Annotated in this window: 16 protein-coding genes; 9 read left to right on the forward strand and 7 right to left on the reverse strand. The window is 62.0% G+C overall.

The genetic code is table 11. The features are described from left to right. Positions 1-19 precede the first annotated feature (19 nt). The 4 genes from AC1DWQ_RS01140 to AC1DWQ_RS01155 all read right to left on the reverse strand — a co-directional run bounded on the left by AC1DWQ_RS01140 (position 20) and on the right by AC1DWQ_RS01155 (position 4307). Positions 20-865, reverse strand: a complete 846-nt coding sequence (locus AC1DWQ_RS01140) for a ZIP family metal transporter (protein WP_477667999.1) — start codon at positions 863-865, stop codon at positions 20-22. Positions 866-1374: 509 nt separating this feature from the next. Continuing rightward, positions 1375-2286, reverse strand: a complete 912-nt coding sequence (locus tag AC1DWQ_RS01145; protein WP_477668000.1) for a dienelactone hydrolase family protein — start codon at positions 2284-2286, stop codon at positions 1375-1377. Between the two features lie 146 nt (positions 2287-2432). Then, positions 2433-3233, reverse strand: coding sequence for a fumarylacetoacetate hydrolase family protein (locus tag AC1DWQ_RS01150; RefSeq protein WP_477668001.1), 801 nt, complete (start codon positions 3231-3233; stop codon positions 2433-2435). A 165-nt stretch (positions 3234-3398) separates the two neighbouring features. Then, complete coding sequence (locus AC1DWQ_RS01155; RefSeq protein WP_477668002.1) at positions 3399-4307, reverse strand: helix-turn-helix transcriptional regulator; 909 nt, start codon at positions 4305-4307, stop codon at positions 3399-3401. Between the two features lie 97 nt (positions 4308-4404). Between AC1DWQ_RS01155 and AC1DWQ_RS01160 the strand changes: the two genes are divergently transcribed. The 5 genes from AC1DWQ_RS01160 (at position 4405) to AC1DWQ_RS01180 (ending at position 8086) form a co-directional block, all read left to right on the forward strand. After that, entirely contained in the window at positions 4405-4977 is a 573-nt protein-coding gene (locus tag AC1DWQ_RS01160; protein WP_457280000.1) for a GbsR/MarR family transcriptional regulator, read from the forward strand. Between the two features lie 78 nt (positions 4978-5055). Next, complete coding sequence (locus AC1DWQ_RS01165) at positions 5056-5577, forward strand: thiol-disulfide oxidoreductase DCC family protein (protein WP_477668003.1); 522 nt, start codon at positions 5056-5058, stop codon at positions 5575-5577. A gap of 52 nt (positions 5578-5629) precedes the next feature. Beyond that, complete coding sequence (locus tag AC1DWQ_RS01170) at positions 5630-6031, forward strand: hypothetical protein (protein WP_477668004.1); 402 nt, start codon at positions 5630-5632, stop codon at positions 6029-6031. 50 nt (positions 6032-6081) lie between these two features. Further along, entirely contained in the window at positions 6082-7020 is a 939-nt protein-coding gene (locus AC1DWQ_RS01175; RefSeq protein WP_477668005.1) for an SAM-dependent methyltransferase, read from the forward strand. Between the two features lie 16 nt (positions 7021-7036). Continuing rightward, positions 7037-8086, forward strand: coding sequence for an SRPBCC family protein (locus tag AC1DWQ_RS01180; protein WP_477668006.1), 1050 nt, complete (start codon positions 7037-7039; stop codon positions 8084-8086). Positions 8087-8089: 3 nt separating this feature from the next. Here AC1DWQ_RS01180 and AC1DWQ_RS01185 read toward each other — a convergent pair whose 3' ends face one another. Together AC1DWQ_RS01185 and polA are read right to left on the reverse strand one after the other, a co-directional pair. After that, complete coding sequence (locus AC1DWQ_RS01185) at positions 8090-9115, reverse strand: M28 family peptidase (RefSeq protein ID WP_477668007.1); 1026 nt, start codon at positions 9113-9115, stop codon at positions 8090-8092. Between the two features lie 21 nt (positions 9116-9136). Beyond that, complete coding sequence (polA, locus tag AC1DWQ_RS01190; RefSeq protein WP_477668008.1) at positions 9137-11968, reverse strand: DNA polymerase I; 2832 nt, start codon at positions 11966-11968, stop codon at positions 9137-9139. 154 nt (positions 11969-12122) lie between these two features. On the opposite strand from polA, the gene AC1DWQ_RS01195 reads away from it, so the two are divergent. From AC1DWQ_RS01195 to AC1DWQ_RS01210, 4 genes are all read left to right on the forward strand, one after another. Further along, a complete protein-coding gene (locus AC1DWQ_RS01195; protein WP_457279994.1) occupies positions 12123-12470 on the forward strand; it encodes a hypothetical protein in 348 nt (115 codons plus the stop codon). A gap of 48 nt (positions 12471-12518) precedes the next feature. Beyond that, positions 12519-13469, forward strand: a complete 951-nt coding sequence (locus tag AC1DWQ_RS01200) for a homoserine kinase (RefSeq protein ID WP_477668009.1) — start codon at positions 12519-12521, stop codon at positions 13467-13469. Positions 13470-13604: 135 nt separating this feature from the next. Further along, positions 13605-14441 carry a BPSS1780 family membrane protein gene (locus tag AC1DWQ_RS01205; RefSeq protein WP_477668010.1) on the forward strand — a complete coding sequence of 279 codons (837 nt, stop codon included), beginning with the start codon at positions 13605-13607 and terminating at the stop codon, positions 14439-14441. Further along, positions 14438-15157: a FecR family protein gene (locus AC1DWQ_RS01210; RefSeq protein ID WP_477668011.1), complete on the forward strand. Its 720-nt coding sequence runs from the start codon at positions 14438-14440 to the stop codon at positions 15155-15157. The genes AC1DWQ_RS01205 and AC1DWQ_RS01210 overlap by 4 nt, the downstream gene beginning before the upstream one ends. 20 nt (positions 15158-15177) lie before the next feature. On the opposite strand, the gene AC1DWQ_RS01215 is transcribed toward AC1DWQ_RS01210, so the two are convergent. Beyond that, positions 15178-16014, reverse strand: a complete 837-nt coding sequence (locus AC1DWQ_RS01215; protein ID WP_477668012.1) for an IclR family transcriptional regulator — start codon at positions 16012-16014, stop codon at positions 15178-15180. Positions 16015-16033: the final 19 nt, after the last annotated feature.

Genomic DNA, 16033 nt, shown 5'->3' on the forward strand with positions numbered 1-16033 from the left:
CGCAGCTGCGCCTTGCCGCTCAGTGGTGGTGCGCCATCCCGCTGATCAGCGTGACCAGCCCGATGCCGATACCCAGCCAGGCAATTTGCGCCATGGTTTCCCGGGCGGTGACGCGTTTTTGCAACTGGGGAATCAGGTCGGCCAGCGCGACATAGATAAAACTGCTGGACGCCATGATCAGGAAAAACGGCAGGTAGTCATATAGCTGGTCAACCAGCGCATAGCCGACCACGCCGCCCAGCGCGGTGACGGCACCGGCCAGCGACACCTTGATGAAGGCGGCGCGGCGGTTGTTGGAGGTCTGGCGCAGGACCACCAGGTCGCCCATGTGGTGAGGCACCTCATGCACCAGCACCGCCAGCGCGGCGACCACGCCCAGCCGCAAATCGGCCATGAAGGCCGACGCAATCAGGATGCCGTCGCCGAAAGCGTGCACGCTGTCGCCGGCCAGCACAGCCCAGCTGCCGCTTTTGGCTTCGCCATGCGTATGGCCGTGGTGGCCGTGGTGGCTGTGCGCGGCATGGACGTGCTCCGTATGGTCATGGTGTGCATGCGCCGCAGCCTCGGGGCCATGGTGCTCGCCGCCATGGTGCTCATGGCCGTGATGCCAGAGTTCGGCCTTGTCGAGCAGGAAAAAGAACACCAGCCCGACCAGCAAGGTGGCAAACAGTTCCTTGGCCCCGGCCTGGCTTTCAAAAGCCTCGGGCAGCAAATGCATGAAGGCCGTGGCCAATAGCGCGCCGGCCGCCAGGCTGAGCATGTGCTGGGTGTAGCGGGCCAGCACACCAAAGCTGAGCAGAGCCGCCAGCCACACGCTGCCAATGCCTGCAGCCAGGGTCCCCACCAGGATTGCTATCAAAGTCATAGCTGCTTGCGCTCGTATTTATTGGGCTAAGGCCCGAAATCACTCAAAATTATCCGCAGAGGTTACACCACAGACGACAAACCCCGGGCGCGGCATCCAATGCCTGCGGCCGGGGTTGTTTCAATCTTATCAAGCCTGTCAAGTGGTTAGCCCCCACGGTCGCTCACTGCGTGTAGCTCCCGAGGCCTTGCAGGCCGCGGCTCGCGAGACGCTTCGCCTCTGTCGCCCGTCCAAGCCTGCGCAGGCAGGCTTGGAGCCGCGGGCTCCAGCCCCTCGGGGGCCGCCCGCCTGCGGTCTGGCAAAGCCAGTCCCGCGCCTCATGCTGGCTTGAAGAGTTCAGGGCGCAATCAGTGTGGGGTATTTCACCAGCAGGGGCCGCGGAACCGGCTTTGCCGGGCCGCTGGCGCCGCCCCCTCGAGGGGGGAACAAGCTACATGTAGTGAGCTTGGACAGGGGTGCATCACTTTTGGGGGAACAGGCTACACGCAGTGAGCCTGGACGGGGGTGCTTTAACCCACGCCGTGGGATTTAAACCATTCCAGGGCACGCTTGAATCCGTCATCTGCCGCATCCTTGCGGTAGCTCGGGCGATAGTCGGCATGGAAGGCGTGGGGCGCTTGCGGGTAGACCACAAACTCAGAGGCGGCTGCCGCCTTGTTGCCCTTGGCGCCGGCTTCAGTCAGTGCGTCTTTCATCTGGTTGACGGTGGTCAGCGGGATGCCGCCGTCTTGCCCGCCGTACAGGCCCAGCACCGGCGCCTTGAGGTTGGCGGCCAGGTCCAGCGGGTGCTTGGGCGTCAGCGCTGATGGCTGGCCGACCAGGCGGCCATACCAGGCCACACCGGCCTTCACGTTCTTGCTTTGCTCGGCATACAGCCAGGTGATGCGGCCGCCCCAGCAAAAACCGGTGATGCCCACCTTTTTCGCATTGCCACCGTTAGCGGCTGCCCACTTCACGGCGCCGTCCAGGTCGGCCATGACCTGTTCGTCAGGCACCTTGGACACCACTTCGGCCATGAGCTTGGCCATTTCGTTGTATTTGCTCGGGTCACCCTGGCGCGCATAGAGCTCTGGGGCAATCGCCAGATAGCCGGCTTTGGCAAAGCGCCGGGCCGTGTCGGCGATGTATTCGTGCACGCCAAAAATTTCCTGGATCACCAGCACCACCGGCAGGTTGGTCTTGCCGGCGGGCGCCGCAAAGAAAGCGGGCACCTTGAAGCCATTGACTTCATAGGTGGTTTCGCCGGTCTTCAGGCCTTCTGAAGAAGTTTTGATGGCTGTCTGCGCCATGATGGGCATGGCGGTGGCCGCGTACCCGACCCCCAGGGCCGTTTTGAGCGCGGTGCGGCGACTGGCGCCGGCTTCGGTGGACCGCCCGGGCAGCAGGGCGTCGAAGTCTTTCTTCTGGTCGTGTTCAAGCATGGCGGTTCCTCAGTAGATTGTGGGAGGTTCTCAAAAGGCAAACAGTCGGAGTCTATGCGGCCCCGGAAGTTCTTGCCACCGCAAGGCAATGACGCTGGTGTTTTCCCTTGCCCACCGCCCCGCCCCGCCCCGCCCCGCACCCAAACTCAAACGATCTTGACGCTCAACTCTGGCAAACCGTCAATATGGCATTCGATGACGTCGCCCTTGACCACCGGGCCGACGTTTTCAGGCGTGCCCGAGTAAATGATGTCGCCGGGAAAGAGCTCAAACGCTTCGGACAGTTTGGAGATCTGCTCGGCCACCGACCAGATCATGTGGTTCAGCGTGGCCTGCTGCTTGACCTGGCCGTTGACCTTGAGCCAGATTGCGCCCTTGGTGTAGTGGCCGGTCTGCGCAACCTTGTGGATGGGACCGATGGGAGCCGACATGTCAAAGCTCTTGCCGATTTCCCAGGGCTTTTTCTGGTCGCCCATGCCGCGCTGCAGGTCGCGGCGCGTCATGTCCAGGCCCAGCGCGTAACCGTAAACACGATCCAGCGCCTCGCTCATCGGGATGTTGCGCCCACCTTTGGCCAGCGCCGCCACGAGTTCGACTTCGTAGTGGTAGTTTTTGGTCAGTGTGGGGTACGGGTGGTCTGCAACCTTGCCGGGCGGCACCACCTGAATGGCGTCCGTCGGCTTCTGGAAGAAGAACGGCGGTTCACGGCTCGGATCCGAACCCATCTCGATTGCATGTGCTGCGTAGTTGCGACCTATGCAGTAAATGCGGCGCACCGGAAACATTTCGGCGCTGCCCGCGATGGGGATGTAGGTCTCAGCCACCGTGAAAGGCGTGGCCGGCGCATTTGCCGCCGTGCCCGGCGTGGCGCAGCCGACGACGGCGCCTGTCGCCATCAGGGCGCCTGTTTGCAGAATTCCGCGTTTGCTCATGTCTGGTGTTGTCATGTGTGTCTCCTGGGATTGATAAAAAGCCGGGTGAAGCTGGAGCTTGTTGTCCGTGTTTTTCTCCAACTGTCGAGCTTATGGCGAACACGCCCGGCGCAGGCAGACGCAATTACGCATTAACCGGACGATTCAATGCAACGCTGCTGCGCTGCAGCAGCAACGGCTTCAGGTTGAACCGGAAATTTTGGCGCGTACAGAGTCGCGAAAAGCCTTGGGCGTCTGGCCAAAACGCTGCCTGAAGCGCCGCGCGAAGTAGGCCTCATCGGCAAAGCCCGAGGCATGGGCGATGCTGGCGATGCGCTGGCTGCTGTGCGCCAGTTGTTCCTGCGCAAACTCCAGGCGCCGTTCGGTCACCAGGTCGGTGAAAGTCTTGCCGGTTTCTTTCTTCAGCAGATGCGCAAGGTAGTTGGGCGAGAGGAAAGCGGCCGCTGCCGCGTCGGCCAGCGTGACCTCGCCGGCCAGGTGCTCGCGGATGTAGCGCACCGCGCGCTGCAGGCTGGCACGCCGACTGCCCTGCTGCGCCTGGCTGGCCGAAAAACGCAGCAGGTCGGCTTCGTACTTGCGGCAGACCAAACCTATCAGCTGCAGCATCAGGCCGCGGATCATCTCGATGGAGCCGAAACGGCGATGCGCGTTTTCCAACGCGAGTTTTTCCAGCAGTACTTCGATCTCCGGAAACTCATCTTCGGAAAAATAGAAGTCAGCGTATTCCTGGAACAGGAAGGGCGCGAGTTCAGGCGCGCGGCTCAAGGGCACGTCTTCCAGGTCCAGCGGATCCACATCGAGGCCGGGGCGCAGGAACTGCTGCGACATATTGATGATGACGTAGCGCGAACCCTCGGGATGCGGGATCACATGCACACGGTAAGGCAGGATAAAACTCAGATAGCCACGCCGGAAAGGCCGTACCGTGCCGGCCACGTTCTGTTCGGTGTCGCCCTGCAGGCTGATCTGGACCTGGAAATACTCATGCCGGTGCGGGCGCACCAGCGGCGGCCGCACCAGCTGGGACCGGATGTCGAAGTCGAGATGGTCGGCCCGCTCGGACATGCCGTAGGTCTTGATGTCTGTCATACGCCGTATTTTCGGGCTTGGGCCTTTGCTGTTGTTTCTTTTCGGAATCTTTTATTTCTGTCTTGACAGAAATTTCAGACAGCGTATATTCAGGGCTATGGAACTCAGCCCCGTCGCCCGCAAATTCGTCGTCCACTGGGGAGAAATGGGCACAGCCTGGGGCGTGAACCGCACCGTTTCACAAATCCACGCCCTGCTTTTCTTCCACGGCCGCCCGCTGCATGCCGAAGACATCGCCGATACGCTGGAGGTAGCGCGCTCCAATGTCAGCACCAGCCTCAAGGAACTGCTCAACTGGAACCTGATCCGTGCCACCCATGTATTGGGCGACAGGCGCGACTATTACGAAACCTCGCTCGACGTCTGGGAACTCTTTCGCACCGTGGTGCGCGAGCGCAAGGAGCGCGAGTTCGACCCGACCGTGCGCATGCTGCGCGAGCTGGTGAAGGAAGACGGCTTTGAGGCCGAGTCCGCCGATGCCCAGGACCGGGTACGGGAAACGCTGCGCCTGATGGAATCCCTGGGCTTGTGGGCCGACGAGATGCTGCGGCTGTCACCCACCACGCTGGAGAAAGTGCTGCGCATGGGCGCCAGCGTGCAGAAATTCGTGCGGGGCGACAGCGACGCGAAACTCATGGATCCTTCTGAACTTTTGCCGCCTACTTTTTGATTGAAAAACCCGGCCAGCTTTGGCCCTTTTTTTGACTATTGATTTCTGTTTGTACTGAAATTTCTAAAGGAGAGAAATATGACAGGCGCCCGCATAACCACCTGCAGTGTTCCCGACCTGGGCAACACCCGTTACGACAGCTTCAAGGCCGGGCTGGATCCCACGATTTATCCGCTGACCCTGTTCTACGAATCCGCCTGCCCGCTCTGCAATGCAGAAATGAGCAACCTCATGCTGCGTGACACCCAAGGGCATCTGCGCTTTGCCGATGTCTCGGCCCCCGACTTCACCGACGTGCCCGCCGGCGCCACGATGCAAGACCTGCTGGACCTCATCCATGCACGCACTGCGGACGGCCGCGTGCTCAAGGGCGTCGAGGTGTTCCGGCTGGCTTACGAAGCCGTCGGCCTGGGCTGGGTCAGCTCTGCCATGCGCATGCCCGTGCTGCGCCCGCTGGCCGAATGGGGCTACCCGGTGCTGGCACGCAACCGCCACCGCATCCCGCGCGGCTTTGTGCGCCTGCTGTTTGAAGGCGCGGTGCGGCGCGCGGCCGAGCGCTCGGTCCTGGCGCGCTGCGACGCCGAAAGCTGCTCACGCTAAGCCGTTCCATCACCACTCACCCAACCATCCGAGCAAACGAAAGGAAATCATCATGAGTGCCAACCTGTTTTTTGTCTCCCTGCTGATCGCGCTGGTCGGCCCGGTCGTTGCGATCACTTACCTCAAGCCCATCCTCTACAAGGTGCTGCGCATGCTGTGCGACGCCGACGGCGGGGCCGAGTTCTGGATACGCTGCGCCTACCTGCTGGCGGTGTCCGGCACGCTGTTGCTGATGCTGACCTTTGGTGAATTCAATGACAGGAACGACGTCATTGACGCGGTGCGGCGATCGCTCTGGCTGGTAATGGCCGGGGTGTTTGTCACCGTCGCCATCATCGCGCGCAATGTCTGGACGCAGGTCCGGCAGTGGATAGCCGCGCAGGAGCTGGCCGCCCATGTGTCGGCTGCCGGCAGCGCCGCGCCGGCCGTACCTGCGGCTGTAGACGCACGCTAAAAAAAGTCGAAAGTATTCACGGGTCGAAGCAGCACAGAAGGAGAAGAAGAATGCTCACCACAACACCTGTTGCGCGCCGCGCCGATATGCCAAAGGGCAAGGGCCAGGAAGCAAGGCTGGCGGATATCCGGTCCTACTACAACGCCGTGGCCGATGACTACCGTGCCTGGAGCCCCGGCATGAACATGCACTTCGGCTACTGGTCGTGGCAGGTCAACCCTCTGGCCCGCGAAGCGATGCTCGAACGCATGAACCTGGAAGTGCTGAAGCGGCTGGCGCTGCCGTCCACCGGCGCCGTACTGCTTGCCGACCTTGGCTGCGGTGCCGGCGCCACGGCCAGATCGATCGTGAAAAATCGCAAGCACAGCACCGTGGACGCCGTCACGCTGGTGGCGCGGCAAATCATCCAGGGCGCCGGGCTCAACCAGGCCGCCGCCTTACCCAACCAGGTTCGTTTTCATCTGGCCGATTACGTGGACACAGGCTTGCGTTCAGGCGCGTACGACGGCGTTTACGCCCTGGAAAGCGCTTGCCACGCGCCGGGAGCCGACAAGCGGGCACTGGTACGGGAAGCTGCACGCCTGCTGCGGCCTGGCGGCACGCTGGTGATCGCCGATGCCTTGCGGCGCAACAACAAGCCCCTGCCGGGGTTCATGGAGCGCATCTATGGGCTTTGGTGCCGTCACTGGGCGGTCAACGAACTGGCCGAGAAACAGGCGCTGCACACAGCGCTTGCAAGCCAGGGCTTCACCGACATCCGGTTCCAGGACATCAGCCTGCGGCTGGCGCCCAGCGCATTGCAGATACCTCTGTTTGCCACCCGCTTTGCCTTGCGTGAACTCTGGCGGGCCCGCTTTCGCCTGTCGCCGCTGCGCCGCGGCCATATAGTGGCTTCCTACGCGGCCTTCCTGCTGGGCATGTGGCTGCCGGGTTTTGGCTACTACATGGTCACCGCGCGCAAACCAGCGGATAAGCAGGCATCGAACTAAACCTGTCAATACACCCATGACCGCAGAACAAAACAAGCCAACAGTTGATCTCGCTGCGCACGATCGCATACCCGCGCCGAAAGAGGGATTTGCGTCTTCGGACGGCTTGCCGTTTTCAGGCTGGACGCCTTTTCTTGCCGGAGCGCTGAGCGGGCTGGTCCTGCGCCTGGTGTTTTCCGGAAAACCGGGGAGTGCACTGTCGGCCATGGCGGCCGGTTTTGTCTGGTTTGCACCATTTGCCGTAGGAGCCATCACGGTGTACGTGGCCGAGCGGCACAAGCGCAGGGGCTTTTCCTATTACCTTTTTGCACCGGCGCTGGCAACCTTCGTGTTTGTGCTCGGCAGCCTGGCCATCCTGATAGAGGGGGTGATTTGCGCCATCGTCATCCTTCCGCTCTTCACCGCCGTCGGCATGCTCGGCGGTGTGGTCATGGGCCTGGTTTGCCGCATGACCAATTGGCCCAGGCAAGCGGTCTATAGCATCGCCGCGTTGCCACTGCTGGTGGCGATGGCATTTCCACAAAACCAGGTAGAGCGCATCGGCAGCGTGGAGCGCAGTGTGCTCATACAGGCAACTTCTGCTGAAGTTTGGCAGCAGATCAACAACGCACGCGATATCGCGCCTGCAGAGGTTCAGCATGCCTGGGCCTATCGCATAGGCGTTCCGCTTCCGGTTAGCGGCATCACGACCGACACGGCTGAAGGCCCCATACGAAAAAGCACCTGGGGCAAAGGCGTTCATTTTGACGAGGTGATACGACAGTGGGAGCCGCAGCGGCATGTGCGCTGGACCTACCGTTTCGCAGAAGATTCATTTCCCGCAGGCGCGCTGGACGACCACGTGAAAGTGGGCGGCGCTTATTTTGATCTGCGCGACACCTCCTACACATTGACGCCCGAAGAAGGCGGTACACGCCTGCACATTCGCGTGAGCTATCGCATCAGCACGGATTTCGACGCGTATGCGAACTGGGTGGCCCAACGCCTGCTTGGCAATTTTTCAGAAGTGATCCTGGACATGTACAAGGCACGCAGTGAACATGCCGGGAACGCAGCGCTGTCTTGACTGCTACCGTACCGGCCCGGCCACTACGGCGTGCTGCATGACCACCGCACGCACACCATCGACGACCTTTGCCATGCGGCGGTAGTCCAGCCTGTCTGCGGTGTCCTGCGGCGTGTGATAGGCCTTGTTCCGGTAGAAAGCCGTATCGGTGACCATCATTCCCACATAGCCTTCGTTCCAGTAATTGAGATGGTCTGAAAAATCGACCCCCACCACGAAACCCGGCGCGTTGATGGAATACACCGGCAGGTCGGAGGCCGACTTCATCGCCGCCTTGACCTGGCGCGCGATGTCGCCGTCCTGGTAGAAACCCACCAGTGAAATGAAATTTCCGGTAGTGGGGTAGATCGCATTGAGAAGCCGCACAGGATGGTCCTGGCTTCCCGGCTCATCACTGAAGTAGCCGATGCACTCGAGCGACAACATGAGGGATGCGCGCTTGCCGGACTCTGCGAGAGACCGGGCGTGAATGGCGCTGCCCATGTAAGGTGTGCGGAAAAAAGGAGGCTCTTCATTCGTGTAGATCACCAGTTCCACCCGCTGGCGGAAAGTTTGCCCCTTGAGCAAGCGCACCAGCTCAACGAGGCCCGCCACGCCGCTGGCATTGTCGTCCGCGCCGGGCTGCTCACCAGCCACGTCATAGTGCGCGCCCACCACCATCACCTCAGGTGTATCAGGACCCAGCTTCACAACCAGGTTGCGGTAGGACCTGCCTCTGGCCCTGAAGCGCTGGCTCTCCACCTGAAGGCCCAATCCGGAAAGCTGTGACTCCAGATAAACGGCAGCACCTTCAAGCCGGGTTCCGTTATCGAACGTGCGGTTCGGAAAATCGGTGGAGAGTTTGTAGACCAGTTGCTTCAGTCTCGCGGCGGATGCCGTTTGCGAAGCAGGCGCTGGCGTCTCGCCAGCCGGCACAAACGGCTGGGTCAACCGGTACCAGGCATAGCCTGCCGCGGCGCCAGCCATCAGCAAGGGCAGGACGACACCAGCGACGAGGATTTTCCAGCCCCGCCTCACACACAGCCCCATCGCAGGGAAAATGGAGCCGGCTTAATGTGCCTTGTCCCAGTTGAGCCCAACGCCAATCTCCGCCAGCAACGGCACTTTCAGCTCAGCGACGCTGGCCATCAGGCGCGGGATCTCGGTACGCAGCCACTCGACCTCTGCCTCCGGCACTTCAAACACCAGTTCGTCGTGCACCTGCATGATCATTTTGGTGGCGCGCTTTTCTTCGTCAAGCACCTGCTGCACCTTGTTCATGCTGAGCTTGATCAGGTCGGCCGCCGTGCCCTGCATGGGCGCGTTGATGGCCTGCCTTTCCGCGGCCTTCTTGCGTGGCCCGTTGCCGCCGGTGATTTCCGCCAGGTACAGCTGCCGGCCAAATACGGTTTCGACGTAGTGGTGTTCCCGGGCAAACGCCACGGTCTGGTCCATGTAGTTCTTGACGCCGGGATAGCGCTGGAAATACTTGTCGATGTAGGCCGCCGCGGCCTTGGTTTCGATGCCGAGGTTGCGCGCCAGCCCGAAACTGCTCATGCCGTAAATCAGGCCGAAGTTAATGACCTTGGCGTAGCGGCGCTGCTCGCTGCTGACCTGGTCGACCGCCACCCCGAACACCTCGGCGGCCGTGGCACGGTGCACGTCCAGGCCGTCGGTGAAGGCGCGCAGCAGCGCTTCATCGCCGCTCAGATGCGCCATGATGCGCAGCTCGATCTGCGAATAGTCAGCGCTGGCGATCACGCTGCCTGCAGGCGCGATAAAGGCCTCACGTACGCGCCGGCCTTCTGCCGTGCGAATGGGAATGTTCTGCAGGTTGGGGTCGTTGCTGGAAAGCCGCCCCGTGACCGCGACGGCCTGCGCGTAATGCGTGTGCACGCGGCCGGTACGGGGCAACGCCAGCTGCGCGAGCTTGTCGGTGTAGGTACCCTTGAGTTTGCTCAGCGAGCGGTGCTCCAGCAGCTTGGCAGGTAGCGGGTAGTCTTCGGCCAGCTTTTCCAGCACCTCCTCGTCGGTGCTGCGTGCGCCACTGGGGGTTTTCTTGATGACCGGCATGCCGAGCTTGTCGAAAAAAATCTCGCCGAGCTGCTTGGGACTGCCCAGGTTGAAGGGCTGACCGGCGATCTCATAGGCCTCGGCTTCCAGCTGAATGATGCGCTGGCCCAGCTCGTGGCTCTGCGCGGCCAGCGTGGGCGCATCGATCATCACGCCGTTGCGCTCAATGCGGTACAGCGTTTCGCTGCTCTGCATCTCCAGCTCATAGATAAAGCGCAGTTTCTCGTTGGCCTCCAGCCGCGGCCACAGCACACGGTGCACGTCCAGCGTCTGGTCGGAGTCTTCACAGGAGTATTCGGCGGCCTTGGCGATGTCGACCTGGTTGAACTTGATCTGGTGCGCGCCCTTGCCGCAAAGGTCTTCATAGTTGATACCGCTGCGGCCCACATGCCGCTCGGCCAGGCTGGCCAGGCCGTGCGGCTTGGTCACTTCCAGCACATAGCTTTGCAGCATGGTGTCGTGCGCATAGCCCTGCACTTCCACACCGTGGTTGGCAAACACATGGCGGTCATATTTGACGTGCTGGCCCAGCTTGGCTTTGCTCGGGTTTTCCAGCCAGGGTTTCAGGCGCGCCAGCACATCGTCGCGCGGCAGCTGGGCGGGTGCATCAGGGTAATCGTGTGTGAGCGGAATGTAGGCTGCCTCGCCGGGCGTGACGCTGAAACTCAGGCCGACGATTTCCGCCAGCATTTCGTCGAGCGAGGTGGTTTCGGTGTCCAGCGCTACCAATTCGGCCGCTTCGATCTTTGCCAGCCAGCGGTCAAACGCTTCCCAGGTCAGCACCGTGTCGTAGTTCAGGTTGCTGGCACGTTCAGCCGGTGGCGTATCGGTCAGGGGCGCTTCGTCAAACAGGCCCGGCGAATCCGAACGGCCGCCTGGACCGCCGGCGGGTGCGGGCTTGTGCCTGCCTTCAGGTCCGCCAATCAATTCCGGCGGTGTGCTTTCGATTTCGATCTGCTTGACCAGGCCTTTGAAGCCGTACTTTTCATAAAAGGCTTTCAGGGGTTCCGTCTGCTGGCCGCCGATGGTGATGGCATCCAGGGCGGGCAGGCCGGGGATGTAGCCGTCCAGTTCGCAGTCCTTCTTGATGGTCAGCAGCTCACGGCCTTTGGGCAGCCAATCGAGTGACTGGCGCAGGTTCTCACCCACCACGCCCTTGATCTCGCCGGCGCGTGCCACCAGCGCATCGAGCGAGCCGTATTCGAGAAGCCACTTCACGGCCGTCTTGGGGCCGACCTTGGGCACGCCGGGCACGTTGTCGACCGCGTCGCCGACCAGTGCCTGGTAATCGACCATGAGCCGCGGCGGTACGCCGAATTCAGCCTCCACCCCGGCCAGGTCGCGCCGGCGGTCGTTCATGGTGTCGATGACGGTGATGTTTTCGTCGACCAGCTGGCTCAAGTCCTTGTCGCCGCTGGAGATGATGACTTCGATCCCCTGAGTTGAAGCCATGCAGGCGAGCGTTCCGATCACGTCGTCGGCCTCCACGCCGGGGACGTCCAGCACTTTCCAGCCCAGCAGGCGCACTACTTCGTGGATGGGTTCGACCTGGCTACGCAGGTCGTCGGGCATGGGTGAGCGCTGGGCCTTGTATTCAGGGTACAGCGCGTCGCGAAATGTCGGCCCTTTGGCATCGAACACGCAGGCAGCGAAGTCAGCGCGCACGTCCTTGCGCAGCTTTTGCATCATGTTGACCATGCCGCGTATGGCACCGGTCGCCGGACTGGCCGGGTCGCCCGGGTTGGCGCGCAGGTCGGGCATGGCATGAAAGGCGCGGTACAGGTAGCTGGAGCCGTCCACCAGCAGCAGTGTTTTTTTGTCGGTACTCATGAAGCCGATTGTCGGGGATATCGGCCCGCCGCTGCCCGCGGCGCCGATAGCGCCCGGCGCTGGCCTGTGGGGAAGCTTTCCGCCTACAGCCGCAGCCCCCTTATTACGACATATCGGGCTTTCTCGGCTGGGCTCCGCAGCCTACAATGCAGGCATGAACCACGCTTTCCGCCCTCTTCTTGCCGCCGCGTTTGCGGTGCTGCCGCTGGCTGCGGCCATGGCTCAAGCGCCTGCACAAAACGCAGTGCCGCCCGTGACCGCGGAGGCCCCGGCGCCTGCAGGCCGGCCGGACAAGGCAATCCAGCGCATTCGCACTGAAGACGCGGGCAGCCGGATCGACGAACTCCGTGTGGGCGGCGAAACGCAGCAAATCCTGGTCCAGCCCAAAGTCGGCGGTGCGGCTTACGAAATCAAGCCCGCAGAAGGCGCCCGGGGCACCGCCCCCGCGTCGACCAACAACGACACCAACGGCTCACGCGTCTGGAACGTGCTGAAGTTCTGATTTTCGCAGCTCCACGTACTCCAAGAACTCCAGGATCCAGTTTCAGGCATGGCCGTATATACCGAAGTCTCGTTTGACGAGGCTGCAGCGTTCTTGAACGCCCTGAATCTGGGGCAGCTGCAAAATATCAAAGGTGCCGCAGGCGGCATCGAAAACACCAACTACTTTGTGGATACCGACCAGGGCCAGTATGTGCTGACCCTGTTCGAGCGCCTGACATTCGAGCAGCTGCCGTTTTACCTGCACCTGATGAAGCACCTGGCGGCGCACGGTATTCCGGTGCCTGATCCGGCTGCCGACACCAAAGGGAACATTCTTCACCGCCTGAAGGACAAACCGGCCTCCGTCGTCAACAAGCTGCGCGGCCACAGTGAGCTGGCGCCCACATCCGGCCACTGCGCCGGTGTCGGGGAAACGCTGGCACGCATGCACCTGGCAGGCCTCGAATACCCGCGGCGCCAGCCCAACCTGCGGGGCCTGGCCTGGTGGAACGAGACTGTTCCGGTCGTGCTGCCTTACATCACGCCGGCGCAAACCAGCCTCATCCTGGGGGAGCTGGCTTACCAGAACCATATTGCGGCTTCATCCGCTTTTGGCAGCCTGCCCCGCGGTGCCATACACGCCGACCTCTTTCGCGACAACGTGATGTTCGAAGACGGCCGGCTCACCGGTTTTTTTGATTTTTACTTCGCCGGCTGCGACACCTTCCTGTTTGACATTGGTGTGTGCCTCAACGATTGGTGTATAGACCTGGAAACCGGCGTACAAGACGAAGCCCGTTCGGCGGCCTTCGTGAGGGCTTACGAAAGCGTGCGGCGCCTGACGGCGCAGGAGCGCAGGCTCCTGCCTGCCATGCAGCGCGCCGGAGCCCTGCGCTTTTGGCTGTCGCGGCTGTGGGACTTGCATTTGCCCCGTGAAGCTGCAGTGCTCAAGCCCCACGACCCCAGCCATTTCGAGCGTGTCCTGCGCGAGCGGCTCACACACCCTTACGTCCTCTAGCCCAAGCCACCCGCGGGCCTGATGACCCTTCGGCCAAGGCCTGTTTGAGGGCCTGCGCCAAGCGTCGCTGCTTTCAGGCAAACTGCCCTCCTGCAATATCCCGGTCTCGTCCGGCCCCATTTCCCGCTGAAGACCATGAAACTTAATATTGTTCCCGCAAGCACCGGCATAACCTGGGTCAGGTTGGGCATCAAGACTTTCATGCAGCAGCCCCTGGCCATGTCGGGCCTGTTTTTCCTGTACCTGGCCGCAGTCACGGTGCTTTCCTTGCTGCCGTTTTTCGGACTGATCCTGGCACTGATGATTGTTCCCGCTGCCATGCTGGGCCTGATGGCCGCCACACAGGAAGCCGTGAAGGGAAAATTTCCCATGCCCACGGTGCTTCTCAGCGCTTTTCGCGCGGGACGCGAGCGTTTGGGCGCGATGCTTGTCCTTGGTGCGATCTATACGGCGTTCTGCGTGCTGATCAACTGGATCGTACCGATGCTGGTGGACCCCCCCGTTGCCGCCGACGCGAGCCGCGAGGCGATGATGACGCCGCAGTTCCAGCTGGCCATGGCCAAGAACATGTCGGTGTCCCTGCTGCTGTACCTGCCCGTGCTGCTGCTGTTCTGGCATGCACCCGCCCTGGTTCACTGGCACGGCATTTCTCCGGTCAAAAGCCTCTTTTTCAGCGTTGTCGCCTGCGTTCGCAACGCGGGGGCCTTCCTGATGTTCGGGCTGGGCTGGCTCGGCGTATCCATGGGCCTGGTCATCGTGCTGAGCGTGCTTGCCGGCCTGACAGGCAGCGCTGAATTCGCGGCCGCGGCAATGATGCCCCTGGGCTTGCTCATCGCAGCCATGTTTTCCACCTCGATTTACTTCACGTTTCGTGATAGCTTCGTGGCCACGCTACCCGGTGACTCGCCGGATGGCGCCAATAACCCGGAAAACACCAATAACGACCCCGCTACCCCAGGAGATTCTTCATGACCCAGCACCAGCTGCAAGGCCGTACCGAACAGGACATTTTGTGGTTTCAACGGCGTGACACGCTCAAGGCAGCAGCCGCCTGGGTAGCGATGGGGGGATTGCCGGCCGCCATGGCCCAGCAGCGAAGCAATATCGTCGAGCTGAGGGGCGATGCCCTGCTCAACGGCAATCGGCTGCAGACCGGCGAAACCATCCTCACCGGCGACCAGATCCAGACCGGTCCGGGCTCCAACCTGATGTTTGTCATCGGCAACTCGGCATTCCAGGTGCGTGAGAACTCCATGATGAAAGTGGAGCGCGGCAACTCGCTCAATACCGTGAGCCTGCTGCGCCTGCTCACGGGCGCCGTGGTCAGCGTCTGGGGCAAGGGCAGCAGCCGCTCCATTGTCCTGCCCACGCTGACGGCGGGTATACGTGGCACGGGCGTCTATGCCGAGGTCTTCGCCGACCAGGGGAACCGCAGCTATTTCTGCAACTGCTACGGTACGGTTGACATGGAGTCGAACGGGGAAAAGACCGTGTCACAGTCAAGTTACCACCAGTCATTCTGGGGCGAAGTGGAGCCCAAAAACGGCCGCCGTCTCACCCCTGCCAACGCGATCAATCACAGTGACGAGGAACTGGAATTCCTAGCCGGCCTGATCGATCAGCGTACCTCCTGGCAAATTGCAGGCAGGAAAGGGATCAAGGACGGCAGCGGAAAAATGACCTACTGACCCGGCCTCACCGGCGCTGCCTATAAGGCATCGCCGGATGCGTTTTGCAGCCGCCTGACCAATGCCACCAGTTGCGGCTGCACCTGCGTCATCAGGAAATGCGGCGAAAGATTGAACCCCGGGCCGCCGCAGCTCACCACCATGACGGAGCGTCTACCCGGTGGCCGGAATGCAGCAGCAATAGCGTTAACGTCCTTCTGCCAATCACCAAAAGACGCGCAGCAGCCGTGATCGCGGTAATGCGCCAGCGCCAGCGCCATCACCTCGCGGGTTTTAGGCCACGCTTCCTCGTCCTGGACCCGAATACGCTCAAGCAGGGTCTCACGCTCCTTATCCGAACAGCCGCACAGGTAGGCTCGCCCCATCGCAGTGCTGGCCAGTGGAATGCGCGAACCTACGTCCAGGCTGAGCGTGAGCGCAGATTCGCTGCGGCAGTTTTCCACATAAATCATGCTCAGGCGATCGCGTATCCCCAGCGATACCATGGCCTGCGAACTGTCGGCGAGATCCTGCATCAACGGCCTGGCGAGCTGCCGCATGTCCATGCGCGCCAGCATGGCGCTGCCCAGCGCCAGTACCGCACTCCCCAGCCGATACCCCGCGCGACCGCTGGCGTCCTGCGCATGCTCGAGGTAGCCATGCTTGGTCAGCGTATAGGTCAAACGCGAAATCGTTGACTTGGGCAGGCCGCAACGGCGTGCCAGTTCCGTGTTGCCCAAGGACCGGTCTCGCGAGCGAAAAGCACTGAGCACATCCAGGCCGCGTGCCAATGCCGTCACAAAGTGCCGATCCTCCTTGGCATGGACGGGGCTGACCGTTCCGGGGGCCGACCTGGTGGGAACAGGAGATTGGGACATTACCAGTTCTGCATTGCGG

The organism is Polaromonas sp. P2_G11 (genome assembly GCF_056403595.1).